The following is a 24,660-nucleotide window of genomic DNA, read 5'->3' on the forward strand; positions in this document are numbered from 1 at the left end:
CTTATTTTATGCATCAACGACTTGTGGCGACCCTCGCCATGGCATTAGGCCTAACTGTATTAGCCGGTTGCGGCAATCAGCAGATCAGTACCAGCAAAAAGAATTATGCCGCCGACGGCATGGTGGCTGTCATTAAAGGTACGGCGCCCAGCAAAGCACAGATTACGGCCCAGGTCGGCCAAAACAACAGCCAGCGGGTGACTAACCATGACGGCAATTTTGTCTACACGGTTGCCCCCAGTGCCCAACCGCAAAAGGTTGTTTTCAAGGCCGGCAGCAGCCAGCGGACGGTGACTGTGGCGGCCAGCCAGAGTTTCGGGGCCTACACTAAATTTGCAGCAAAATATAACATGATCCTGTTCCAGATGGCCCAGCAAGCCGAGGAAAAAGCCAAGGGCACCAGTCAGGCGGAACAGGCCGCTGCCCAGAAGAAGCAGCAGGCAGCAATAGCGGCGATGCCCAAGGCCGCCCAAGCGGCCCTTCAGGCGAAGCTGCAAGCCCACGCTAACCAAACCCCCGGAGCTTTCCCCGCTGCCGGTCAGGAGGGCATTCACAACGTCCTGAAGGCCCAGGGCAATACTGTTCGGACCAACGTCCAGGACGGTCAGCTGATTGGAGCTACGTTTATGACTCCGGTCAAGACCTTGAAGGATAAGAAAAAGGCGGCAGTCTTTGCCCAGCAATTTGCGCTGCTGGCATCGACTCTTGGGGCTGATGCCAAGTCGGTCATGAAGGACTTCCAAAAGCAAAGCAAGGATTCCCAAAACGGACAGACGACGATGAAAACGATCGTATCAAATAAGGTCCGTTTTGATGTCGGCTTCTCACCCGATACCTTGTATATTTACATTACCCGTTAACCGCCGGTGACGAACCGTGGGGGGATAGTTTGCTGCCAGGGAGCCATGGTGCCGGACCACGCCTTAGTGGCCAGCAGCATGGCCGTCCAATCGAAGTTGATCAGCTGAACCCCCCAGGGCAGCATGTCTTGCTGCAGCTGAACAGCAGCTGTGGTCGGTAAATACGTAATCAAAAAATAGTAAACACGCTGCGCGGCAGCGTGTTTTTGTTTGCGCAAAAACGCCAGCAGACGGTTACGCTGATTGAAGACGTAGACGCCTGCCGGGCTGTCGTTCGTAATGGGCAGACTATGCACGGTGCCAAAAGCCTGACTCATGCCGAGATAGCGGGCCTGGGCACTCGCCTGATCGGCCAACGGCGTATCGCCAGCGTCATCATAATAGACCGGCAGCGGAGAATCGCCAGTCCGCAGCTGGGTAACTTCATGCAGTAAGCCGGCAATCTCTGCGTTAGCGAAGGTGATCTGCGGCACGGGTAAAGAATGCTGGGTGGTCGTTGCCAGCACAAAAGGTATATCTTTATTGGTTAAAGAGTATATCTTTTCGGAGGGCAATTCGGGGGTGACAAGGATCACTGGATTCGTCTTTTTCTCTGGCAGGGTATCGCTCAGTGCCAGAAAGCGGTGGGGCGGCAATGGCGCAGTGTGCAGAGTCTGCCACAGGAAGGGCAGGGCGGGATCCAGATAGTAAGTCCGGAGGGGAGCGGCTGGCGGCTCGACAACTTTCTTTGTCGGGGGCTTAACAAAGCTGCCCGACCCGCGTTTGCGACTGATCAGTCCTTGATCAGCCAGTTCGGTCAGGGCTCTTTTGGTGGTAATTAGACTAACCTCAAATTCTGTGGCCAGTTCCTTTTCAGTTGGAATCTGACTGCCCGGAGGATAAGTGCCGGCAGTGATTCGATTCCGGACAATGCGCTCAATTTGGCGATAACGTGGTTCAGCCATCGTATGCAGCTCCCTTCAAAAGATATACTTTATTACTGAATTAAGTATACTATATGACGGCTAAAAGGTATACTAAAACACCCATCATCCAGTTGGTCCGGACGATGGGTGTTTAGTAATCCAGTGAATTATGCCTTGACGTTTTTCACTTGATGCTCCATGTACATGGCGATGATATTTAACAGGGCTCCGCCGATCGCGGTAACGATCAGTGTCGTGCCGACCTGAAACTTGGTCTGGGTCAGGGCTGCGCCGATGAAACCAATGACCAGGCCCAGCAGCATGCCCCAAATAATGGGAATAATGTGTTTCACGAGCCGTGCCTCCTTTGTCAAACTGTCGTTAGTATAGCACAGCCGGTCGACAGCGCCCAGCGGCACTGGCAAAATTTGCTATACTAGAGACAGCTTAATTGACTGAATGAAAGGGGCGATACCATGGCGTTTACGCAATTACAGGTGATATCGGCATACAGCCTGTTAGAAAGTCCCACTAGGCTGACAGATTTGATCCAGGCAGCGGGGGAGCGCGGTTATACGGCGCTGGCCCTGACGGATCACAACGTGCTGTACGGCAGTGTTGACTTCTATCGAGCGGCGCAGACGGCAGGAATCAAACCATTACAGGGGCTGCTGCTGGATATGGCGCCGCTGCCTCCAGCGGCCGGGCCGGTGAATACTGACGATGGCGTGCCGGTACCGGCTGGCCGGCTGCTGCTCCTGGCATTGGATCAAACGGGGTACCATAATCTAATGCTGCTGTCGTCGGTCGCCATGACCGCACCGGCCCGGCAATGCAGCTGGGCGGCGTTCCAGGCACACCATGCGGGGTTGGCCGTGATCGTGCCGCCTTTCAATAGTTTGGTTGCTTTTTGGGCGCACCGGCAAAATGCGGCCACAGCCGCGGCGGTGCTCACCCAGCTGCAGACTGCCGCGGCGGACAGTGCGGTTTATCTGGGTATCAGCCGGCATTTGTCGACCAGTGAGCAGCAGTTTTTGCAGGCTTTGGCGGATCAGCAGCAGCTGCCCCTAGCGGCTGTGGACGACGTGCGGTATTTGGCCCCCACGGATGCCTTTTCTGCCCAGGTACTGCAAGCGGTGGACCGGGGCGCCACGATGGATCACCCGGAGACCTTGGCGGCGACCCGGGGCCAGTTCTATTTGCCGCGGGCCAAGGACGCGGAGGAAGCTTACATTCAGGCCGGACTGCAAAGGGCTGTCGAGAATACCGCCAAGCTGGCGGCCCAAGCCAATGTCACGATGACCTTCAAACGGGCAGAACTGCCGCATTTTCCGACCCCCAACGGCGAAACGGCGCTGGCCTTTTTGACGACTCTGGCGGAGACCGGCCTGCAAAAGCGCTTTGCCGGCCAAAGTGTACCGACGGCGTATACCCAGCGGCTGCACTATGAGCTGGGGGTCATCGATCAGATGGGCTTCCCTGATTATTTTCTAATCGTCTGGGATGTCATGAACTACATGCACCAAACCAACGTTATGACCGGCCCTGGCCGGGGCTCAGCGGCCGGCTCGCTGGTCAGCTATGCGTTGGCGATCACGGAAGTCGATCCGATTCGGTACCATCTCTTATTTGAACGTTTCTTGAATCCTGAACGCCAGCAGATGCCGGATATCGACTTGGATATTCCAGACAACCGGCGGGAAGAACTGATTCAGTATGTTCATGAAAAATACGGCGACAACCATATGGCACAAATCATCACCTTTGGCACTTTAGCTGCTAAAGCATCACTGCGCGATGTCGGCCGGGTATTCGGCCTCAGCATGCCGGAGCTGGGGGCGTGGACAAAAACCATTCCGCCAGTGCTCCATGTATCCCTGGCGCAGGCTGCAAAAGACTCGCTGCCCTTGCAAAACCGAATCAAGGATAGTCCGCTCAACCGGCTTTTGTTTGATACAGCGCTGCATCTGGAGGGGCTGCCCCGCAACACGTCCACCCACGCGGCCGGCATTGTGTTAAGCGACCATAACTTGACGGATGTTGTCGCGGTGCAGGAGGGCAGCAACGGGGTCAAACTGATCCAGCAGCCTATGGGCAACGCTGAAGCACTGGGGTTGTTGAAGATGGACTTCTTGGGCTTGCGCAATCTGTCCATTCTGGCCGCGGCCGTGCATTCAGTGGAAAAGGAGACAGGCCGGGAATTTGATCCGCGCCGGATCCCCCTTGATGACGAGGAGACGCTGGCCCTTTTCCGGGCTGGGGATACCAACGGTGTGTTTCAGTTTGAATCCAGCGGCATCAAGAACGTGCTGCGCCAGTTAGCGCCCACCAGTTTTGAAGATATCGTGGCGACCAATGCCCTGTACCGGCCGGGGCCGATGGATAACATTCCGACTTTTATTGCCCGTAAGCACGGTCAGGCACCAATCGAATACCCGGCTCCGGCACTCAAGGATATTTTGGCTCCGACTTACGGTGTGCTGGTTTATCAGGAACAGGTCATGCAAGTGGCCAACGTGATGGGCGGCTTCTCGCTGGCCAAAGCCGATTCCCTCCGGCGGGCAATGAGCAAGAAGAAAAAAGGGGTCTTGGACAGCCTGCGCACCGACTTTCTCCAAGGCGCGCAGCACCAGGGTTACTCCGAAGCAGATGCACAGAAGGTTTATGACTATATTGAAAGTTTTGCCAATTACGGCTTCAACCGGTCCCATGCGGTGGCGTACAGTATGGTCGCATTTTGGCTGGCCTATCTGAAAGTACATTATCCGGCGCCGTTTTTCTGTGCTTTGCTGAATTCGGTGCGCGGCAACGACACAAAGATCAAGACGTATGTCCAGGAGGCTCGGCAGCATGGCGTTCGCTTGGCTTATCCCGATGTGAATGCTTCCTGGGCCTATTTCTCGGTGGCTCAGGGGACGATCCGGTTCGGGCTGACCTTGATCAAAGGTATTCGCACCGACTTTACCCAAGCCATCTTAGATGAACGCAAGGCTAACGGTGCCTTTCATTCCGTGGATGATTTCTTGCGCCGGGTGCCGGCCAAGTTCTTAAAAGACGATGCGCTGACGGCGCTGACCTTGAGCGGGGCGTTTGACCGGTTGGAAAACAACCGGCGTCAGCTGGTGGCCAATCTGCACAGCCGGGTGCAGAGCGCTGAGTTTGCCGGAGACAATACGTCGTTATTCAGTTTACTGACGCCTAAGGAGACCCAGATCACCGACTATGACGCCGGGGAACGGGCCGATTTGGCCGCGCAGTATTTGGGTGCCTACATCACCGGCCACCCCACGGACCGTTACGTCTTGCTGAAGGGCCGCTATCCCATTATCAGTGTCAGCAATATGTCGGCCAATGCCCCGGTGACGCTGCTGCTGTACGTGCGCCACGTCAAAACGATCCGGACCAAGAAGGGCGACGAAATGGCCTTTTTAACTGCTGAAGATGCCAGCGGCGGAGTAGATGTCACCATTTTCCCCAACCTGTACCGTCAGATCAGTCAGCAGCTGACCAATGATACAGTCTATCTTGTTCAGGGCAAGACGCAGGAACGCAACGGCGAACTGCAGGTGATTGCCAATCAGCTGCAGGCCGCTTCTCCGCTGCTGGCGGAAGCCGTGCCGCTGACCCTGTATGTCCAGGTGCCGGCTGCGCTGGATAACCCGGCCATCCATCGCGAGATTGCCGAGATCCTGCGGGTGGGTCAAGGAAAGACCCCCGTGGTCGTTTATCGGCCCAAATCCGGTGAAAAACGTCTGTTGACGACACCCGTTGACTTTTCAGGCGCCCCCCAGCAATTGGCCGCTTTGAAAGACCTGTTGGGAGCGAAGAACGTTGTCCTGCGGGCGGCGCACTGAAAATAAATGCTTGCAAATTCCCTTGCAAATTACAAAGAAAGCAAGATTTTATTCAGGCAACGTGATATATTGATAGGTGTTGTGGAACGTCGTGTTCCAGTATTTTATTCCCTGAGGTGAAGAAATGAAACGCATTGGTATTTTGACGAGTGGCGGCGACGCGCCCGGCATGAACGCAGCCGTTCGCGCCGTCACCCTCAAAGCTCTCCACGAAGGCCTCGAAGTCTATGGTATTAACTATGGCTACGCAGGACTTGTAGCGGGCGACATTTTCCCATTGGACAAGGATACCGTGTTGGACATTATCCAACGCGGCGGGACGTTCTTGTATTCGGCCCGGTATCCTGAATTTGCCCAAGAAGAAGCTCAGTTGCGGGGGATTGAGCAACTAAAGAAGTTCGGTATCGACGCTTTGGTCGTTATCGGCGGTGACGGTTCTTACCATGGCGGCCTGCGCTTGACGGAGCACGGGTATAACGCAGTTGGTTTGCCAGGTACCATCGATAATGATATTCCTTATACCGACTTCACCATCGGCTTTGACACCGCCGTTAATACGGCGCTGGATGCCATTGATAAGATTCGCGACACGGCGGCCAGCCATGAGCGGACCTTCATCGTGGAAGTCATGGGCCGCAACGCCGGCGACATTGCCCTCTGGGCTGGGGTCGCTGGCGGGGCAGAAGAGATCATCATTCCTGAGAAGCCATTTGATATGGCGAAAGTTGCTGAGCACATCAATACGGACCGGCAGGCTGGCCGGAAGCATTCGGTGGTTGTTTTGGCTGAGGGCGTCATGCATGCGCCCGAATTTGCCGAAGAACTCAGCAAGTTTGGTGATTTCCATGTTCGCTCGACCGTACTGGGTCACGTGCAGCGGGGTGGCGCACCGTCCGCACGGGATCGGGTACTGGCGTCCAAGATGGGCGCATTTGCTGTGGAGCTCTTGATGCAAGGCAAAGGCGGCTTAGCCGTCGGCATCGAGAACAACCAGCTGACTTATCATCCGATGGACGATTTGTTTGAATCAAAGCACAAAGCAGATATGTCCTTGTATGATTTGAACGGTGACTTATCTCACTAGTTTTTGGTACGATGATTGTGTTGTACAGAGTGGTAACTAATTCATTGGAGGTTTTTACTGATTATGAAAAAGACCAAAATTGTTAGTACATTAGGACCGGCAAGTAACACGGTTGACTTGATCACGAAACTGATCGAGGCCGGCGCAAATGTTTTCCGGTTCAACTTCTCCCATGGTGATCATCCTGAGCATTTGGCTCGGATGAACATGGTGCATGAAGCCGAAAAGAAGACCGGCAAACTGGTTGGTATCATGTTGGATACCAAGGGTGCCGAGATTCGGACAACGACCCAAAAGAACAAGGGCTTCGAAGCCCACACTGGCGACGTCATTCGCATTTCCATGGATGACAGTCTGGAAGGCACACCAGAAAAGATCGCGGTTACTTATCCCGGTTTGTACGATGATACCCACGTGGGTGGTCACGTTTTGATCGATGATGGCTTGGTTGATTTGAAGATCACCGAGAAGGATGACGCTCATCGGGAATTGGTTACGCAAGTACAAAACGACGGCTACATTGGTTCCAAGAAGGGTGTTAACGCCCCGGGTGTTGAAATTCGGCTCCCTGGGATCACTGAGAAGGATACGGATGATATCCGCTTCGGCTTGGATCACAACATCAACTTCATTTCCGCTTCCTTCGTCCGCAAGGCCCAAGATGTCTTGGACATTCGCGAACTGCTGGAAGAGAAGCATATGGAACATGTCATGATCTTCCCGAAGATCGAATCCCAAGAAGGGATCGACAATATCGATGAGATCCTGAAGGTTTCTGATGGTTTGATGGTTGCCCGGGGCGACATGGGTGTCGAGATTCCGTTCGAAAACGTACCCTTCGTTCAAAAGCGCCTGATCAAGAAGTGCAACCAGCTGGGCAAGCCGGTTATCACTGCGACTCAGATGCTGGATTCCATGCAAGAGAATCCGCGGCCGACTCGTGCCGAAGTAACCGATGTTGCGAACTCCATCTTGGATGGTACTGATGCAACAATGCTGTCCGGCGAATCCGCCAATGGTAAGTACCCGGTTGAAGCCGTTTCAGCGATGGCGCGGATCGACGAACGCACTGAACAAGAAGTTGACGCTTCTGGTACGCTGTCTTATCAACGGATCCACGAATTCACTGGCGCTAACGCCACTGAATCCATTGGTGAAGCCGTTGTGAATACCGCCAATGATCTGCACATCAAGACCATTGTCGCCGCCACCAACTCTGGTTATACGGCGCGGATGATTGCTAAGTATCGTCCGGCGGCTGATATCTTGGCCATGACCTTCGACGAACGCACAGAGCGTTCTTTGACCGTCAGCTGGGGTGTCCACCCAGTATTAACGAAGCGCCCGGCCAACACCGATGAGATGTTCACGGCCGCCGCTGAATTAGCGCAAAAGGAAGGCTTCGCCAAGGAAGGCGACCTGATCTTGATCGTTGCCGGTGTACCGGTTGGTGAGAGCGGCACGACCAACTTGATGCGGATTCAATTGATCGGCTCCAAGCTGACGAATGGTCAAGGTGTCGGTGACGAAACTGTTGTCGGCAAGGCTGTTGTTGCTTCTTCTGCTGAGGAAGCTAACGAAAAGGCTGTTGATGGCGGCATCCTGGTTGTCAAGACAACCGATAAGGATTATCTGCCGGCTATTGAGAAGTCCAGTGCCATTGTCGTTGAGACTGGCGGCTTGACTTCCCACGCAGCAGTTGTCGGGATTGCCATGGGTATCCCGGTCGTTGTCGGCGCTAAAGATGCCACCACGCTGATCCAAGACGGTGAAGTCATTACTGTTGATTCCCGTCGCGGTATGATTTATCGTGGGGCCAGCAACGCGCTTTAATCAAAAGTTTGATCACTCATTGATCACGTTTGTCCGCCAGAGACAGCCGGGACGCCGGCCGCCGCTGGCGGTTTTTGTTCGAGGGCGCAGGCGACCGGTTAGAAGCGTCAGCATAAGCGCCAAAGAACAGAAACCCGTACTTAGGTTTATGTCCTTTGGCGCTTATGCGCTAGCTTCTGGTCGCCGGAGCCCGTTGTTTCGCGGCGGTCTTTCGCCGAGCGGTTAAATCCGGTAGAATGGGAAATAATATCAGGAAGCAGGGATGTCAGATGACGACACAATGGGAGAGCTGGTTATTCTTAGCCGCCATTTTTGCAGTGGCTTTGCTGGGGAAAAACCGTTCTCTGATCATTGCCGTGCTGATCGTGGCAGTGTTGAAGCTGTTTCCGTTCACCGGTAAATTATTAGAAACAGTGGGGGCCCAGGGCATTAATTGGGGCGTGACGATCATTTCGGTCGCTATTTTAGTGCCGATCGCCACCGGTAAGATCGGGTTTGCTGATCTGCTCAATGCCTTCAAGTCCCCCGCCGGCTACATCGCAGTGGCCTGCGGTATTTTAGTGGCGATACTTTCTGCTAAGGGCGTCGGCTTGTTAGCGGCTAGTCCGGAAATGACGGTGGCCTTAGTGTTCGGTACGATCCTCGGAGTCGTCTTTCTCAAGGGTATCGCCGCTGGCCCAGTCATTGCGGCCGGCATCACGTATACGATCCTGACGGTGATCAATCAATTGCCGGCGGGTATTAAGTAAGGAGCGGATGAATATGGCTGAAGAACAAACGGCATTGGTGCCGTTGCTGGGACAGGTAGTGGCCGCCCAGGTCACCGATAGTAATGATAAAGAGGTATTCGCCCAGGTCAGCGGTCACACCCTGGGTATTTTGCGGGCGGAGTTTGAGCAATCCCCAGCGCTAGGCGATACCGTGCACGCCTTGCTGTATACCGACAAGCACGATCGGCTGCGGGGCACGACCCAGATGCCCAAGGTGCGCATTGACCACTACGCCTTTGCCACCGTGACCCAGCGGATGCATTCGCTGGGGGTCTTCATTGATATTGGCTTGCCGGACAAGGACATTGTTGTTTCGAAGGATGTCCTGCCCTTTGACGATGCAGCGTGGCCGCAAATCGGCGACCGGTTGCTGGTGGCGTTATCCGTGGATAAAAAGGGCCGGCTCTGGGGTGAATTAGCAACGCCGGAGATTTTCCAGGCGATTGCGGCTCCGGCTAAGAGCGGCCAGCAAAACGAGACGGTCAAGGGGACTGTGTATAAGGTTCGGGAGATCGGCGCCCATGTCTTGACGGCGGATTACCAAGAGGGATTTATCCACCACTCCGAGTGGTTTTCGGCACCGCGGCTGGGCGAACAGGTTACGGCGCGGGTGATCGGCACCACCCAGGATCACGGTTTGAACCTGTCTTTGAAGCCCATGGCCTATGAAGAAATTTCGGACGATGCCCAGATGATCCTGGCTATGCTCCAGCAGGCCCCCCAGGGGACGCTGCCGTTTTCTGACCACAGCACACCGGATGAGATTCAAGAGACTTTTGCCATTTCCAAGGGTGCGTTCAAACGTGCTCTGGGCAATCTGCTGAAGCAGCGGCTGATCCAACAAGCCGATGGGCAGATCACCCTGGTTCAGCCGGATGAAAAATGAACAGGATATGCTGGCGGATTTCGCCCGCTATTTGCAACTGGACCAGGGCTTGGCGAAGAATACGCGGCTGGGCTATTGCCGGGACGTGGAGACGCTTTTTGCTTGGCTGAACGACCATCACGAAGCGCTGCCGGAGACCCCGGGCGCCATTGAGTCGTTCTTGCAGGATCAAGCAGCAGCCGGCAAGGCAGTGCAATCTCAGATTCGGCTGGTGGCGTCGCTGCGCAAATTTTACCGCTTTGCCATGCATCGCCATTTAGTGCAGCATGATCCCATGACTTTGGTGGACGCCCCCAAAGCGACCCATCATTTGCCGGATGTACTGTCCGTGGCTGAGGTCCAGCAAGTTCTGGCCCAGCCGGATACAGGTAAAAAACTGGGAATTCGCGATCGGGCCATTTTGGAAACTCTGTACGCCACTGGTATGCGGGTCTCGGAGCTGACTCACTTGCAGCTGAGCCAGCTGCATCTGGATCTCGCCCTGGTCCAAGTGATTGGGAAGGGTGACCGGGAACGATTAGTGCCCATCGGTGATGACGCCATCAATTGGCTGACCCGTTATCTGCATGATGAGCGGGGTAATTACGTCAAGGGGCGGGAAGAGACTGTCTTTTTGAATTTCCGCGGCGGGCAGCTCTCCCGTCAAAGTGTGTGGAAAATGATCAAAAAGTACGTCGCGGCAGCCGGCATTCAGAAGGACGTCACCCCCCATACGCTGCGCCACTCGTTCGCGACGCATCTGCTGGAAAACGGGGCCGACTTGCGGGTCGTGCAGGAACTGTTGGGGCATGCCGATATCGTAACGACCCAGATTTATACCCATATTTCGAAAACCCGGCTGTTGGATGTCTATGCGCAGTACCACCCCCGCTATCATTAGCCTTGGTTCTTTGGCCGCTTGTGTGGTCTGGACCGCTGTGCTACCGTATGGGTGTTGTGGAAATGGAGGATCAGCATGTTAGTTAAGTACAAGAACGACTACGAAAAAATAGCCATGGGCTTGCTTTCGTTCGTTCCGGATCTGAAACCATTGGATCATTTGCAAACCGAGATGGCGTTGTACCAAAATGATCCCGAATATTTGCTGTACCTGTGGCGGCCGGCAGATTCTCAGGATTTTGCCGGAGTCGTGGGGATTCAGCGCAGTCAGGATATTATTTTGGTCCGCCATATTTCATTGATGCCGTCGGAACGGGGCAGCCACCAAACGTTCATGATTTTTGATGAATTGGCAAAGCTCTATCCCCATCAGAAGTTGATGGGCACGTTTGAGACGACGCCGTTGCTTGTGAAGTGGGAAAGCAAGCGGACGGCCGCTGATGCGGGGGACGATCAGCAATGAGTACGCTGCCCCTGACCTTCTCGGTACAAGATTATACGGGGCCGTTGGATTTGCTGCTGCACCTGATTCGTCAGCAGAAAATCGATATTTACGATATTCCGATCGCCCAGATCACCAGTCAATATTTGGATTTCATTCATCACCAAGAAGTCCTCGTGCTGGATTCGGCCGGGGATTATTTGGTGCTGGCGTCGACGCTGATGGCCATCAAGTCCAAATTGCTGCTGCCGGATAATCCGCTGACTGTGGCGGATGATGAACCGGAAGATCCGCGAGAAGATCTGGTCAACCAGCTGCTGGTATACGAGAGCTATCAGAAGGTGGCCGGGATCTTGAAGGAGATGGCCGCTGATCGCCACCGCCGCTACGACCGAGAACCCCAGACCCCGCCAGCCGCCACGGCTCAGCCGCTGGCGCCGGGGTTGTTGACGATCGATGCGTTGCGGTTGACCATGGAACGGATCTGGCAGCGGCAAAAAGCGCCCCGGATGCCGCGGCGGACCATTCCGTTGGAGAAACATGTGCTGGCGACCCAAATGAACCGGATCAAGACATTTTTGCAGCACCTGGGGCCCCACCGGCCGGTGACCTTTGGCCGGCTGCTCAGCGAAGCGCCCAGTGTGGATGAGGTCGTAACCACCTTTCTGGCTGTGCTGGAATTGCTGAAGGATGCCACGGTAGCCTGTACCCAGGAAGATTTTGCCGCGCCGCTTTATGTGGAATGGCGCCAAGAGACCGCCGCGAAAGGAATGATTTCATGAGCCAAGACCAGTTCAGCGCCGCTTTAGAGGCGCTATTGTTCGCTGCGGGCGAAGAGGGCATGACGCTCAATGACCTGGCCAGCACGTTAGGCATTGCCGTGCCGGCGGTCCGGGTGCAGGTTGAGCAGTGGGGCAGCGCGCTGGCGGCGGACCCGGAGCGGGGCGTTTACTTAGCGGTGTTTGGCGAGCGGTATAAGCTGCTGACGAAACCGGCCTTTGCCAACCTGATCCAGAATTATATGCAGGATGCCGGCAGCCGCCACCTGTCCCAAGCGGCTGTTGAAGTTTTGAGCATTATCGCGTATCAGCAGCCAATCACCCGCATCGAGATCGATGAGATCCGCGGGATTCACAGTGCGGGGGCATTGCAGACCTTGTTGGCCCACGAGCTGATCAGCGAGGCGGGGCGCAAAGACGCACCTGGTCGGCCGATTCTTTATGAAACGACCCAAACATTTTTGGATTATTTCGGTTTGGCCAGTTTGCAGGATTTGCCGCCGCTGACCCATACCCAGGAACGGGCCGCTCCGGCGGCCGATCTGTTTGCCTCCTTTAATGCCCAGTTGGGGAGCGAAGAGGACACGACTGACGCAGAAGAAGAGGAGAAAAACAATGAGTGAACGTTTACAAAAAGTAATTGCGGATGCCGGGGTCGCTTCCCGCCGCAAAGCAGAGAAACTGATTGCCACCGGTCACGTGACTGTGAACGGGGATACCGTCACGGCCATGGGGATCAAAGTCACCCCCCAAGACGCTGTAGAGGTGGATGGGGTCCCTTTGACCCAGGAGCGCAAGGTTTATTTCTTATTGTATAAACCCCGCGGTGTGATCACGTCAGCCCACGATGAAAAGGGCCGCAAAACCGTGGTGGATCTGCTTAACGGCGTCCAGGAACGGGTTTATCCTGTGGGTCGACTGGATTATGATACTAGCGGCCTGCTCCTGCTGACGAATGATGGGGAATTGGCGAATGGCTTGATGCACCCGTCGTTTCAAGTGGATAAAACTTACGTCGCGCGGGTCAAGGGTATTCCTGTGGGCGAGCAGCTGAAGCAGTTGGAAAAGGGCGTCGTTTTAGACGGCCGCAAGACCCGGCCGGCCAAGGTAAAAGTGATTCGCACTGAAAAGATCAAGAATTACAGCATTATCCAGATTACGATCCACGAAGGCTGGCACCATCAGGTCAAGCGAATGATGGAAAAGGTCGGGCTCCCCGTGGACAAGCTGTCCCGGGAACGGTTCGCTTTTCTTACCCTAGATGGGTTGAATGCTGGCGAATACCGGTCTCTGCGTACCCATGAAGTACGGGAATTGTACGATTTGGTCGAAACCCGCAGCAAATAAGTTGACGCCGTGCGGTATTTCGTTTACTATGACGGTATCAAAATTAAATAGTGGTTTGTCTTCAGGGCAGGGTGTAATTCCCGACCGGCGGTAAAGTCCGCGACCCGCATTGTGCGGTGGACCCGGTGCAACTCCGGGACCGATAGTATAGTCTAGATGGAAGAAGATAGCGTAAGCGGAGACAAACATATTCTGTTTGTCTCCGCTTTTTTCCTGGAGCAGCCTCTGATGGAGGTCATTTCAGTATGCAAGCAAACCGTGGATTGGAAAAGTGGATCGGGGTCGCCATCTTTGGTGCCTTGGCCGCGCTGGTCATGTACATTGAAATTCCTGTGATGGGATTTCTTAAATTAGACGTGAGCGACGTCGTAGTGTTGTTAGCCATGAGCCTTTATGGGTTAGGCGCTGGGATTGGGGTGGCCGCAATCAAAGTGATCGTCCACTTTATGCTGTCGGGGGCGAGTCTTGGCGCCTTGATCGGCGACAGTGCTGCGTTTATCGCGGCTATCGCCTTTGCCGTGCCGCTTTACTTATTGTTAACGAAGCTGGCGGATAAGTGGCCGCAGCGGATCATTGCCATCGTTTTGGCCACTGTGTCGCTGACGGTGATCATGGCGGTGCTCAACTGGCTGGTATTGACGCCGTTGTATGCCAGCGTGATGAATTTCAAGCTGGGCATGGCGATGACGACTTATATTTTTGCGATGATCGTGCCCTTTAATCTATTAAAGGGCGTCGTCTTGGCGGCAGTGTTTTTGCCGCTGTACTTCAAGATGGTGCCCTGGATCGTGCGCCATCGAGTCTTGGCCGTTAAACACTAATTCGGTGTGAAAAAAATCCGCTCCGCTGGTCTGTTTGGCAGACTGGCGGGGCGGATTTTACATTGATGATCACGACTCCGTATAATGGTCAGGACGAGGCTTCGCCGGCTTTTCCGGCGGGAACGGCCCGCGGCTGCGCAAGATAGCCTGGACGGGACAGTCGCGGTAGGCCGTTTTGAAGGCGGCTAGTTGTTCCGGCGGGATGGGTACTGTCCCATGGTTGGCGTCCCGTTTGCCAAAGGCGACACCGTTGTCGTCATAATCAAAAACGGCAGGGGCGTGCAGGGCACAAAGACCGCAGGCAATACAGCGTTCTTGGTCAATTTTGGTGAACCAGTCAGATGATTGGCGCACATCGTTTTTCGAATCAGTCATTTAGGGCAGCTTCTTTCAATTCATCGATCAGTCAGGGGGCGATCACGTGCCGACTTTCTTACACTATTTGTTTGCCGGGCGGCACGTGCGCCCGGTGACGATGTATCATATTTTACACGGGAAACGGACCTTTTCCAATTTGTATGCGGCGTTTATCAACGATTTACTGCCATTTTGGGGATTACTGCCGCACCTGTCCCGCCCGCGGTATGAAAAAATGATCGATTACCTGGTGCACCAGAAACTATTGACCGAAGCGCCGGACGAGACGCTGACGGCGCCCCCGGCCGCATTACCGGCATGGTGGCCGACCCACGTGGCCGGGCTGACTATGCCGGCGTATCGGGAGATCGGCGATATTCTGACGTTAGCCGTTCAATTGATCAGCCAAGTCCAGCACCAGGAGCGGCATTTTGCCCCCATCACGCCGCATCTGCTGATTCAGCAGCGGGTGAAGGGGTGGTACGAGCAGGCGGCTAAAACCGATTTGCCCGGGACGATTGCCGAATTCAAGAGTTTAGTGACAGCCATGCCTGAGCTGGCTGGTACCGTCTTGGTCAACCGGCTGGTGGGGGCAGAGACCGATGTGGCCAGCTGGCAAGACTTGGCGGCACATTTGGGGTTTGAGCCATTTCAAGTCCAGCTGGTCTGGATCGATGCGCTGGCTCAGCTTTATCAGGCCATCGCCGGCGGTCAGGCGGCCCGCTGGCAGGGCTTGCTGCCGCTGCCAACCCCAGCGGTGACCCGCAGTGCTCAGGCGACCATGCAGCTGCTGGCTGATCAGTCCGTGGATCAAACTGCCCAGCAGCGCCAGTTGGCGGCCAGTACGATTCGTGAACACATATTAGAGGCTGCCATGTTGGGGCCGGCTGTGATTCACGAGCAGCCAGGCTGGCGATTACCGCCAGCGAAGGCTGATCCGGTGGTCGATTTCTTCCGCGGCCGGTTGGCGGCTATTGCGCGTCAGCGGCAGTCAGGAGGGGTGCGCCTTGAGTGATGATTTGCATGCTGCTTTGCAGCAGCATTTCGGTTTCAGTGAATTCCGGCCCGGTCAAGAAGACGTGATTCGGGCGCTGCTGCAGGGGCGCAACTGTTTAGCTGTGCTGCCCACGGGGCAGGGCAAATCGCTGACCTACCAGCTGCCGACACTGCTGACCAAGCAGCTGACCGTGGTGGTCTCGCCGCTGATTGCCTTGATGATCGATCAGGTGAAGCATCTGCAGGAAGCCAACCTCGGTGCCGCCGTCGCGTTAAACAGTGAGCTGACCTGGGATGAGCAGCAAAGTGTACTGAACCGGTTAGACAAATGGCGATATCTCTTTGCTGCGCCCGAAACGCTGACCCGGCCAGATGTGGTTGCGGCTTTGCAGCACCACGGAGTCGGCTTGCTGGTGGTGGATGAGGCCCATTGCATCTCAGAGTGGGGCCCGGATTTTCGCCCGGCGTTCCTGCAGCTCGGCCACGTGCTCCAATTGCTCCAGCCGCAACGGGTGTTGGCTTTAACCGCTACGGCTTCGCCCCGAGTACGCCGGGATATTTGCCGCCGGTTGGGACTGACCGCGGCCAACACGACAGTGGTCAGCCGTTCAGTGGATCGGCCGAATATTTGGCTGGATACGTGTCCCGTGACCAGTGAAAAAGAGAAAGATACCCTGCTGCCCAAGCTGCTGGCCGCCATTCCCGGGCGAGTGATCATTTACTTCAACCGGAAGCAGCGGGCCAACGAAGTGGCGATCGCTTTGACCGCCCAAGGCATCGCGGTGGGCCGTTATCACAGCGGTTTAGAGCGGGATGAGCGGCGCAGTCTGCAGCATCAGTTCCGCGAGGGCTATATCCGGGTGGTGTGTGCGACCAATGCCTTCGGGATGGGCATTGACCAGCCCAACGTGCGGGCCGTTATTCATATGGCGCCGCCCACGAGTCTGGAAGATTACTTGCAAGCCATTGGCCGGGCGGGCCGGGACGGTGCGCCAGCGGCGGCGATCACATTATTGGCGCCGGGGGATATTCCCCAGCTGCAGCAGGATGCGGTCCGCGGGTTCCCGCCCGCCAGTCTGATCCAGGCCTACTTTCACCGGCCAGCCCAGTTCGCTAAGGATGAGACGCCGGAAATTGCCCTGCTTAAACGGTATCGGGCATTTGCGGACGCTTCTGCGGTGACGCAATTGCTGGCCGCAACCCAGCAGACGCGGCAGACTTCAGCCGCGCAGATGGTGCATTTTTATACTGCGCCGGACACAATCTGCCGGCGCCAACTGGTGCTGAACGCCTTTGATCCCGAGCCGCGGCAGGTGCATCATACGGCAGACTGTTGTGCCGTCACGACGCCCACGGCGCTGCTGCAGCACTTGACCGCTTTGGCCTGGCCGGCCGATGCCGCGTTGCGTGTACATCGGCCAGAACCGGTGCAATCAGTCGCCGCACGTCTGGCCCAATTGTTTTAGAAATGTGCTAAAGTGGTTCCGCAGTTGGCGCATTTTGTTGGACCGCTATGGTATGATAAAATAAAAGACTGGCACAGGGGGTTCGATCCATGAAACAGGATCACGATGACAAGTTGAATAAGACATCGGCGCCCACGGGAGACAAGAAAGCAGCAAATGATGCTGAACACCCGTGGCAAAAGAAATTCATGGACGATCGCGACGATACTGGCAATTTGTCCCGGGTGGCGACCCGCCATCGGGATAAGAATATGACCAGTTTTGCGGTTGTCCTGGCAATTATTCTGGCTTTGCTGATGATCATCCCAATGGGCTATTGGGCATTTAATATGCGCAGCGGGAACGGTAGCAGCAGCGCCAATAAGATCACGGTCACCCAAAGCGAGAAGGACAGCACCTCAGCAGCAGCATCTTCTCGGGCGGCGGCCTCGTCCCGGGCGCGGGCCAAGAAAGAAGCGGCCGCATCAAGGAAGGCTTCTGAAGCAGCAGAAAATAATACCACTGCTGTTTCGTCATCTTCGGTTGCGGCCAGCAGCAGCTCAACGGAGCAGCAGGCGGCATCGACCCAGACACAGGATAATTCAAACCAGCAAGCCGCGGCCAGCAGTTCAGCCGCGCAGACCCAGCAGCCGGCGGCCCAAAGCAGCAGCGCGCCGGCTCAGGCCAGCAGCAGTACCCCGGCGGTGGCCGCGGGCGGCACATACACCGTGAAAGCCGGCGAGAATCCGTATCGGATCGCGCTGAATCACGGCATGAGTTTGTCAGAACTGTATGCGTTGAACCCGTCGGTCCAAAGCGGCGGTATTATTCCGGGGCAAGTTTTAAAGGTGAAATAACCCGGCACCAAAAACGTCCCCTAATCTGGACGAGGGGGACGTTTTCTATTGTTGATCACTGCAGATTGGAGCAAAAAAGTTCGTGCAAATTGCGATTGATGGCCCTGCTTCGGCAGGGAAGAGTACGATTGCTAAATTATTAGCTAAGCAGATGCACTACATCTACTTGGATACGGGCGCCATGTACCGGGCTGTGACCTGGTGGGCGCTCAAGCAGCACCTCCCGTTAAACGACGAACAACAGATTTTGCAAAGTCTAGGTACTGAGCCGATTGAGTTCGTTCCGGCAGCGGATGGCCAGCATGTACGCATGTTTGGTACTGATATTACCACGGCCATTCGCAGCGAAGAAGTGACGAATAATGTCTCCCAGGTATCCGCGCTGCCCGGTGTGCGGGCGGAAATGACGAAACGCCAGCGGCAAATTGCGGCGGGCCAAAATATCGTTATGGATGGCCGAGATATTGGGACGACAGTGCTGCCCCAGGCGGCGGTGAAGATCTTCATGGTCGCCAGTGTCGCTGAACGGGCAAAACGCCGGTTCAAAGATAATGCGGAAAAAGGGATCACCGTTCCGCTGGCTACGCTGGCCCAAGAAATTGCTGAACGGGACTATAAAGATTCCCATCGGGCCCAGTCCCCGTTGAAAAAGGCCGCCGATGCCGTGGAGATCGATACCACGCACCTGACGATCCCCCAAGTGGTGGATGCCATTGTGGCCGTCATCAACGAAAAAAAACAGCACATGGCGAAATAAAAGCGGGGGTGTAGCATTTACTCGCGTTTTCAAGTAAAATAGACTTTGATTGTAAGTCGTTAAGGAGGATTTTTTCATGGACGAAGAAAAAAAGAACAACGAAGCTGAAGGCAGAAAGTTAATGGAGAATGCCTTGAAGAGCGTTCACGAGGTAAAAGTCGGCGATGTCGTGACCGGCGAGGTATTAGCCATTGACGATGAGAACCAACTCGTTGTGGGTATTGAAAACACCGGTGTCGAGGGTGTTGTACCATTCAAGGAGCTGACTGCCGACCGCAATGCAGACATCCACGACTTGGCTAAGGTGGGTGACAAGTTGCAACTCGTCGTCCTCTCAACGATTGGCAAAGACAAAGAGAACGGTAGTTATTTATTGTCCTTGCGTCGCTTAGAAGCACGGAAGATCTGGGACCAAATCGAAGAGGAATACAAGGCGGGCCACACAGTTAAAGGCAAGGTCACCAATAATGTTAAGGGCGGCTTAGTCGTTGACGTTGATGGCGTGCGCGGCTTTATCCCGGCTTCTATGGTTGAAGATCGGTTCGTTGAAGATTTGTCGACGTACAAGGGCCAAGAATTGGAAATGGCTGTTGTTGAAATCGAACCCAGCGAGAATCGGTTGATCCTTTCTCACCGGGCAGTCGTTGCGAAGCAAAAGGAAGCCGAAAAGAAGGCCCTCTACGAGAAGCTGCAACCTGGCGACGTCGTTGAAGGCAAGGTTGCTCGGCTGACAAACTTTGGTGCCTTTGTTGATTTGGGCGGTACCGACGGTTTGGTGCACGTTTCTGAGATTTCCTATGACCACGTTGACAAGCCTTCCGATGTTTTGAAGACTGGCCAAGACGTGAAGGTCAAGGTATTGAACGTTGATCCGGAACGGGATCGGATTTCCTTGTCCATCAAGGCATTATTACCCCAACCGTGGGATGATATTGAAGAGAAGGCTCCGGTCGGCTCTGTCCTTGAAGGCCAAGTCAAGCGGTTAGTGACTTTTGGTGCATTTGTTGAAGTGTTCCCGGGCGTTGAAGGTCTGGTGCACATTTCCCAAATCAGCCACGAACACATTGCCACACCGGGTGAAGTGCTGAAGGAAGGCCAAGACATCAAGGTTAAAGTCTTGAGTGTCGACCCGCAACAGCACCGGTTGGCTTTGTCGATCAAGGCGCTGACTGAGAATCCGCATGCTGGTGAAGAAGAAGAGGAACGCGAAGGCGACAGCAGCAATTATCGCCGGAGTGACCGCAGCAGCCGTTCTGAACGTGCACCGCGGCGCAATGACCGCAGCAACCGCGGCGGTAATGCTCCGCAGGCGCGTCCGGCAGCAAGCCGCAGCAATACCAAGGTCTCTGCCCCTGGCGAAGAGGAAGAGGATACTGGCTTCAGCTTGGGCGATTTGATCGGCGGCGCGTTGGACCAATTCAAGTCTGACAAGCAGGACGACCAAAAGGACGATAAGTAATCGTCTAGGCCACTGAATTTGAGATAGCGTCGAGGTAACGGCTATGTCCCTACAGGATGTAGCCGTTACTTCTGTTTTTAAGAAAGGATGTTTTTGCATGGCTAAACCTGTCGTGGCGATCGTCGGTCGGCCGAATGTCGGCAAGTCGACGATATTCAATCGGATCGCAAAGAAGCGGATCGCGATCGTTGAAGACCAGCCGGGGGTGACCCGGGACCGCTTATACGCTCCGGCGGAGTGGCTGGGTCAGGAATTTTCGCTGATCGATACCGGGGGGATCGACATTGATGATGCTCCCTTGATGACCCAGATCGTCGCCCAGGCCCAGATTGCCATGGAAGAGGCGGACGTGATCGTCTTCCTGGTATCGAACCAGGAGGGGGTCACTGAGGCCGACGAACACGTGGCCCGAATGTTGTACAAGGCGGATAAACCGGTAATTCTCGCGGTGAATAAGGCGGATAACCCCGAACAGCGCCAAGAGATCTATGACTTTTATTCTCTCGGGTTGGGTGACCCGTATCCCGTGTCCGGGGTGCAGGGGACCGGTCTGGGCGATCTGCTGGATGCCGTCGTCGCTAAGTTTCCGGCCAAGCAGGCGGATGCCAATGATGACAGCATCGAGTTCAGTGTCATCGGCCGGCCCAATGTGGGCAAATCGTCCCTGGTCAATGCCATCCTCGGCGAAGAGCGGGTCATTGTGTCCAATATTGAAGGGACGACCCGGGACGCTATCGATACCCGCTTTACGGACGATGGCCAAGCGTTCACGATCATTGACACCGCCGGGATCCGCAAGCGGGGCAAGATCTGGGAAAATACGGAGAAGTATTCGGTCCTGCGGGCCCAAAGTGCGATTGAACGCAGTGCCGTCGTGCTGGTCCTGATCGATGCCGAAGCGGGCATCCGGGAACAGGACAAGCACGTTGCCGGTTTGGCCCATGAGGCCGGCCGCGGCGTGATCATTGTCGTCAATAAGTGGGATGCAGTGCATAAGGATACCCACTCCATGAAGAAATTCACTGACGAGATCCGTGGTCAGTTCCAATACTTGGACTATGCCCCGATCGTCTTCCTATCGGCCAAGACCCATCAGCGGGTGAGTACGCTGCCGGCCTTGATCAAGAAAGTTGCTGAAAATCATGAGCGCCGAATCACCTCCAGCACCCTCAATGACGTGCTGCTGAAGGCCGTGGCGACCACACCGACACCCACCAGTAATGGCAAGCGGCTGCGGGTGTACTACATGACCCAGGTCAAGAGCGGCCCGCCGACTTTTGTCGCGTTCGTCAATAACGTTGATCTGATGCACTTTTCGTACCAGCGTTTCCTGGTCAACCAGTTGCGGGCAGCCTTTGACTTTTCGGGGACACCTATTGTTATTGTTCCCCGACAGCGAAAATAAAGTTGTGGTATACCGAAAAATGACCGGTGTATATTTTCATGAAAATAAATGAAATGCTGATTTCGTGCTTTTTTTCGGCGAAAATCCTTGCTACTGCGGCTTCGGTATGCTATTTTTAGAAATGAAGTAATGATTGCCGCGCAACATTATTTCACACTTTTGTTTTACAAAAGTGATACGTTCTGACGAGGGATCGTCAACGCGTAGGAGGTGAATCCCAAACATGGCAAATAAAGCAGAATTGATCGACAACGTTGCAGCCAAGACTGGCTTGACCAAGAAGGACGCAACTGCTGCTGTTGACGCCGTATTCAGCACGATCCAAGCATCTTTAGCAAAAGGTGACAAGGTTCAACTGATCGGCTTTGGTAACTTCGAGGTCCGCGAACGCGCCGCTCGGAAGGGCCGCAATCCCCAGACTGGTGCTGAAATCAGCATTCCAGCCAGCAAGGTACCGGCTTTCAAGCCCGGCAAGGCACTCAAGGATTCCGTCAAGTAGACTCGGTCTACGGAATGTTCCACCGAATCGCCAATGACCTACGCAAGTAGAGCATTGGCGATTTGCGTATCGTCAAGAATTTTCTTATATTGAGTCAATTGCTTGACAGAACAGGGATTGACGTGATTCTATCATGGTTGGCTATGAACAAATATCACATCATTATAAAAAAAGAAAGAAAATCGAGGCGGCCTATGTCATATTCAGAACAAATGCTGACGAAACTGCAGGAAGATCACGATTGGACCAACGCCAAGAAACTGTTTGCCTTAGCATTGCGGCATGACGATGATGATACCCTCTTTAATTTGGGCGAACAGCTCTATGGTTTGGGTTTTACCCCGCAGGCTAAGCGCATCTTCGAAAAACTTCTGCGCGATCATCCCGATGAAGACGAATTGCGCACGTATCTCGCGGATATCGCGGTCAGTGCCGGCGATACGGATCAAGCACTCGCCCTTCTGGCCGCCATTCCGAAGGACTCGCCGGCTTACGTTCAGGGCTTGCTGGCCAGCGCCGATGTGTATCAGACCATGGGGATTCCAGAAGTGAGCGAACAGAAGCTGAAGGAAGCCAAACGCTTGGCTCCGGATGAACCGGTGATCGATTTTGCTCTGGGCGAGCTGTACTTCACCTTGGGGCGGTATGAAGAGGCATTGCCGGAGTATCAGGCTTTGCTGGATCAAGGCATCGAGACCATGGCGGAGGTACTTATCGGCCAGCGTCTCGCGGCAACTTTGGCCGGCATGGGCGACTATGAAGAAGCAATCGCTGAATATCAGAAATTGCCCCGGGAAGCGCTGGACGCCGACACCACTTATCAGCTGGGGGTGCTCTACGGGGAGACCAAGCAGTACCAGCAAGCGATCACCACGCTGACGGCGCTGCAGCAAAGCGACCCGGATTATGCGCCGCTCTATCCGGCGCTGGCCAGGGCTCAAGCGGCGCTGAATCAGCTGCCGGACGCCTTGGCCACCGTGCGGATCGGCTTAGGTTTTGATGAATTCAACAGCGATCTATTTAAACTGGGGTTCAATTATGCCACCCGGCTGGCTGACGAGGATCAAGCCGTCACGTTTGCCAAACAGGAATTGGCCCAGGATCCCGATGATCAGGATATGATCCTGTCGTTGAGTAATCTGTATGTTAAAGATGGGGATGATCAGGCCAATGTGGACCTGTTAACGGCGGCAGCGGCCAACCACGAGCTGGATCCGCAAATGTATTGGAACATCGCCAAATCCTACGAACGGCAAGAAAAAATGGACCAAGCCAAGGAGAATTATCTGTTGGCGTATCCCAGTTTTCGGGAAAACACCGACTTTCTCCTGGACTTGATCCGGTTCTTCCAAAGCATGGCGGCGCGTCCAGAATTGCTGGCGGCCTTGAAACAGTACTTGAAGCTGGTCCCGACTGATCTGGATATGCAGGACCTGTATGATGATTTACTGGATGAACCTTAATGGTTACCGCCGACTGAACAGACTGCGCCGCGGCCGCTGATACGTGAAGCCTTCACCCAGCGCTTCGTGCACATCTACGATGGTGACGAAGGCCCGCGGGTCTTCATCTTGGATCAGCCGGCGCAGATCGGCGATTTCACTGGGCGAGACGACGCAATACAGCATCTTTTGCGGAGTTTGGTGGTACCCGCCCTCCGAGTCTAAGTAGGTGATGCCCCGTTCCATTTCATCCATGATCCGCTGGCCAATTTCTTGGTGTTTCTTGGAAATGATGAAGACCCCCCGGGCGGAATAGGCGCCTTCCATGGTCTGATCCACGATGCGGGAAAAGACAAACGAAGCCAGCAGGGTGTACATCATGTGCTCAATATCCAGGTAGGAGAGGGAGCTGACCAGCACGAGGATGTCGAAGACCAGCAGGGTCCGGCCCATGGGGATGCCCCGTTCCTGTTCGAAGATCCGAGCCAGGACGTCGCTGCCGCCGGTGGTGCCGCCGAAACGGTAAATGATCCCAGAACCGATACCGCCGAATAGCCCGGCTAAAATACCGGCAATGAAGAGGTCATTATGCAGATTCAAATTTTGGACAAAGGCCAGCCGCTGCCAGACCCACAGGCCGGCCGACAGCATGCCGGTACCGTAGATAGTGTAGGCTAAGGCCCGTTTGCCCAGGAATTTATAGCCGAGAATAATTAAAGGAATGTTCAAAAAGATCGTGGAATAAGCCGGGTCAATATGGAACCAGTACCGCAGGATCAAGGTGATCCCGGTGATGCCGCCCTCCGCCAAATGATTCTTGATGTTGACGGCGACCAGCCCGAAGGCATAGAAAAAGCAGCCAAAACCGATCGCCAATAGATCCCGCAGAGTTCTGGTCAATTGTTTGCGCCACATGATTTTATCCTCTCCTTACAACAATCTGAGTGACGCTTGGCCCGTTCGGCGCTGTCGTCCTCTGCCTG

The 24,660-nt window shown here is 54.9% G+C and carries 24 protein-coding genes and 1 riboswitch; of the genes, 20 read left to right on the forward strand and 4 right to left on the reverse strand.

Features of this window, described 5'->3' with window-relative positions:
• Positions 1–8 precede the first annotated feature (8 nt).
• Positions 9–860: a hypothetical protein gene (locus FMM01_RS03940; protein WP_150391713.1), complete on the forward strand. Its 852-nt coding sequence runs from the start codon at positions 9–11 to the stop codon at positions 858–860.
• Here FMM01_RS03940 and FMM01_RS03945 read toward each other — a convergent pair.
• Both FMM01_RS03945 and FMM01_RS03950 read right to left on the reverse strand, forming a co-directional pair.
• Entirely contained in the window at positions 857–1,804 is a 948-nt protein-coding gene (locus FMM01_RS03945) for a GntR family transcriptional regulator (protein ID WP_150391714.1), read from the reverse strand. The genes FMM01_RS03940 and FMM01_RS03945 overlap by 4 nt on opposite strands.
• A 128-nt stretch (positions 1,805–1,932) precedes the next feature.
• Positions 1,933–2,118, reverse strand: a complete 186-nt coding sequence (locus tag FMM01_RS03950; RefSeq protein ID WP_027827375.1) for a DUF2929 family protein — start codon at positions 2,116–2,118, stop codon at positions 1,933–1,935.
• 123 nt (positions 2,119–2,241) lie between these two features.
• Between FMM01_RS03950 and dnaE the strand changes: the two genes are divergently transcribed.
• From dnaE to FMM01_RS04005, 11 genes are all read left to right on the forward strand, one after another.
• Entirely contained in the window at positions 2,242–5,619 is a 3,378-nt protein-coding gene (dnaE, locus tag FMM01_RS03955; RefSeq protein WP_150391715.1) for a DNA polymerase III subunit alpha, read from the forward strand.
• A gap of 124 nt (positions 5,620–5,743) precedes the next feature.
• The gene (gene pfkA / locus FMM01_RS03960) at positions 5,744–6,703 is read left to right on the forward strand and encodes a 6-phosphofructokinase (RefSeq protein WP_027827377.1); all 960 of its coding nucleotides are present in this window, start codon (positions 5,744–5,746) and stop codon (positions 6,701–6,703) included.
• Between the two features lie 63 nt (positions 6,704–6,766).
• Positions 6,767–8,536, forward strand: coding sequence for a pyruvate kinase (gene pyk, locus FMM01_RS03965; protein ID WP_027827378.1), 1,770 nt, complete (start codon positions 6,767–6,769; stop codon positions 8,534–8,536).
• A gap of 269 nt (positions 8,537–8,805) precedes the next feature.
• Positions 8,806–9,285 (forward strand): DUF441 domain-containing protein, encoded by a 480-nt coding sequence (locus FMM01_RS03970; RefSeq protein WP_027827379.1) that lies wholly within the window; start codon positions 8,806–8,808, stop codon positions 9,283–9,285.
• A 13-nt stretch (positions 9,286–9,298) separates the two neighbouring features.
• The gene (locus FMM01_RS03975; RefSeq protein ID WP_051225052.1) at positions 9,299–10,192 is read left to right on the forward strand and encodes a CvfB family protein; all 894 of its coding nucleotides are present in this window, start codon (positions 9,299–9,301) and stop codon (positions 10,190–10,192) included.
• Positions 10,182–11,072: a site-specific tyrosine recombinase XerD gene (gene xerD / locus FMM01_RS03980; RefSeq protein WP_150391716.1), complete on the forward strand. Its 891-nt coding sequence runs from the start codon at positions 10,182–10,184 to the stop codon at positions 11,070–11,072. Before FMM01_RS03975 ends, xerD begins: the two co-directional genes overlap by 11 nt.
• 75 nt (positions 11,073–11,147) lie before the next feature.
• Positions 11,148–11,534, forward strand: a complete 387-nt coding sequence (locus tag FMM01_RS03985) for a hypothetical protein (protein WP_035439599.1) — start codon at positions 11,148–11,150, stop codon at positions 11,532–11,534.
• Entirely contained in the window at positions 11,531–12,295 is a 765-nt protein-coding gene (locus tag FMM01_RS03990) for a segregation and condensation protein A (RefSeq protein ID WP_051225053.1), read from the forward strand. The genes FMM01_RS03985 and FMM01_RS03990 overlap by 4 nt, the downstream gene beginning before the upstream one ends.
• Entirely contained in the window at positions 12,292–12,915 is a 624-nt protein-coding gene (scpB, locus tag FMM01_RS03995) for an SMC-Scp complex subunit ScpB (RefSeq protein ID WP_150391717.1), read from the forward strand. Before FMM01_RS03990 ends, scpB begins: the two co-directional genes overlap by 4 nt.
• Positions 12,908–13,639 (forward strand): pseudouridine synthase, encoded by a 732-nt coding sequence (locus FMM01_RS04000; protein WP_027827384.1) that lies wholly within the window; start codon positions 12,908–12,910, stop codon positions 13,637–13,639. The genes scpB and FMM01_RS04000 overlap by 8 nt, the downstream gene beginning before the upstream one ends.
• 53 nt (positions 13,640–13,692) lie before the next feature.
• A riboswitch (FMN riboswitch) is annotated at positions 13,693–13,811 on the forward strand.
• Positions 13,812–13,884: 73 nt separating this feature from the next.
• Positions 13,885–14,460, forward strand: a complete 576-nt coding sequence (locus tag FMM01_RS04005) for an ECF transporter S component (RefSeq protein ID WP_150391718.1) — start codon at positions 13,885–13,887, stop codon at positions 14,458–14,460.
• Positions 14,461–14,529: 69 nt separating this feature from the next.
• Here the strand turns inward: FMM01_RS04005 and FMM01_RS04010 are convergent, their stop codons facing one another.
• Positions 14,530–14,835 (reverse strand): ferredoxin, encoded by a 306-nt coding sequence (locus tag FMM01_RS04010; protein WP_150391719.1) that lies wholly within the window; start codon positions 14,833–14,835, stop codon positions 14,530–14,532.
• A 46-nt stretch (positions 14,836–14,881) separates the two neighbouring features.
• Here FMM01_RS04010 and FMM01_RS04015 point away from each other — a divergent pair, with 46 nt between their 5' ends.
• The 8 genes from FMM01_RS04015 to FMM01_RS04050 all read left to right on the forward strand — a co-directional run bounded on the left by FMM01_RS04015 (position 14,882) and on the right by FMM01_RS04050 (position 23,698).
• The gene (locus FMM01_RS04015; RefSeq protein ID WP_150391720.1) at positions 14,882–15,832 is read left to right on the forward strand and encodes a YpbB family protein; all 951 of its coding nucleotides are present in this window, start codon (positions 14,882–14,884) and stop codon (positions 15,830–15,832) included.
• Entirely contained in the window at positions 15,825–17,279 is a 1,455-nt protein-coding gene (locus FMM01_RS04020; RefSeq protein ID WP_190973450.1) for a RecQ family ATP-dependent DNA helicase, read from the forward strand. Before FMM01_RS04015 ends, FMM01_RS04020 begins: the two co-directional genes overlap by 8 nt.
• A gap of 89 nt (positions 17,280–17,368) precedes the next feature.
• A complete protein-coding gene (locus FMM01_RS04025) occupies positions 17,369–18,115 on the forward strand; it encodes a LysM peptidoglycan-binding domain-containing protein (protein ID WP_150391722.1) in 747 nt (248 codons plus the stop codon).
• Positions 18,116–18,197: 82 nt separating this feature from the next.
• The gene (gene cmk, locus FMM01_RS04030) at positions 18,198–18,872 is read left to right on the forward strand and encodes a (d)CMP kinase (protein WP_027827388.1); all 675 of its coding nucleotides are present in this window, start codon (positions 18,198–18,200) and stop codon (positions 18,870–18,872) included.
• Positions 18,873–18,948: 76 nt separating this feature from the next.
• Positions 18,949–20,331, forward strand: coding sequence for a 30S ribosomal protein S1 (gene rpsA, locus FMM01_RS04035; protein ID WP_150391723.1), 1,383 nt, complete (start codon positions 18,949–18,951; stop codon positions 20,329–20,331).
• A 97-nt stretch (positions 20,332–20,428) separates the two neighbouring features.
• Positions 20,429–21,736: a ribosome biogenesis GTPase Der gene (gene der, locus FMM01_RS04040; RefSeq protein ID WP_027827390.1), complete on the forward strand. Its 1,308-nt coding sequence runs from the start codon at positions 20,429–20,431 to the stop codon at positions 21,734–21,736.
• A 223-nt stretch (positions 21,737–21,959) separates the two neighbouring features.
• Positions 21,960–22,235: an HU family DNA-binding protein gene (locus FMM01_RS04045; protein WP_027827391.1), complete on the forward strand. Its 276-nt coding sequence runs from the start codon at positions 21,960–21,962 to the stop codon at positions 22,233–22,235.
• A 194-nt stretch (positions 22,236–22,429) separates the two neighbouring features.
• Complete coding sequence (locus tag FMM01_RS04050; protein ID WP_063515200.1) at positions 22,430–23,698, forward strand: tetratricopeptide repeat protein; 1,269 nt, start codon at positions 22,430–22,432, stop codon at positions 23,696–23,698.
• A gap of 3 nt (positions 23,699–23,701) precedes the next feature.
• Here FMM01_RS04050 and FMM01_RS04055 read toward each other — a convergent pair whose 3' ends face one another.
• Positions 23,702–24,592 carry a YitT family protein gene (locus FMM01_RS04055; protein ID WP_035439602.1) on the reverse strand — a complete coding sequence of 297 codons (891 nt, stop codon included), beginning with the start codon at positions 24,590–24,592 and terminating at the stop codon, positions 23,702–23,704.
• Positions 24,593–24,660: the final 68 nt, after the last annotated feature.

The sequence above is a fragment of the Schleiferilactobacillus harbinensis genome (genome assembly GCF_008694105.1).
GTDB lineage: Bacteria > Bacillota > Bacilli > Lactobacillales > Lactobacillaceae > Schleiferilactobacillus > Schleiferilactobacillus harbinensis.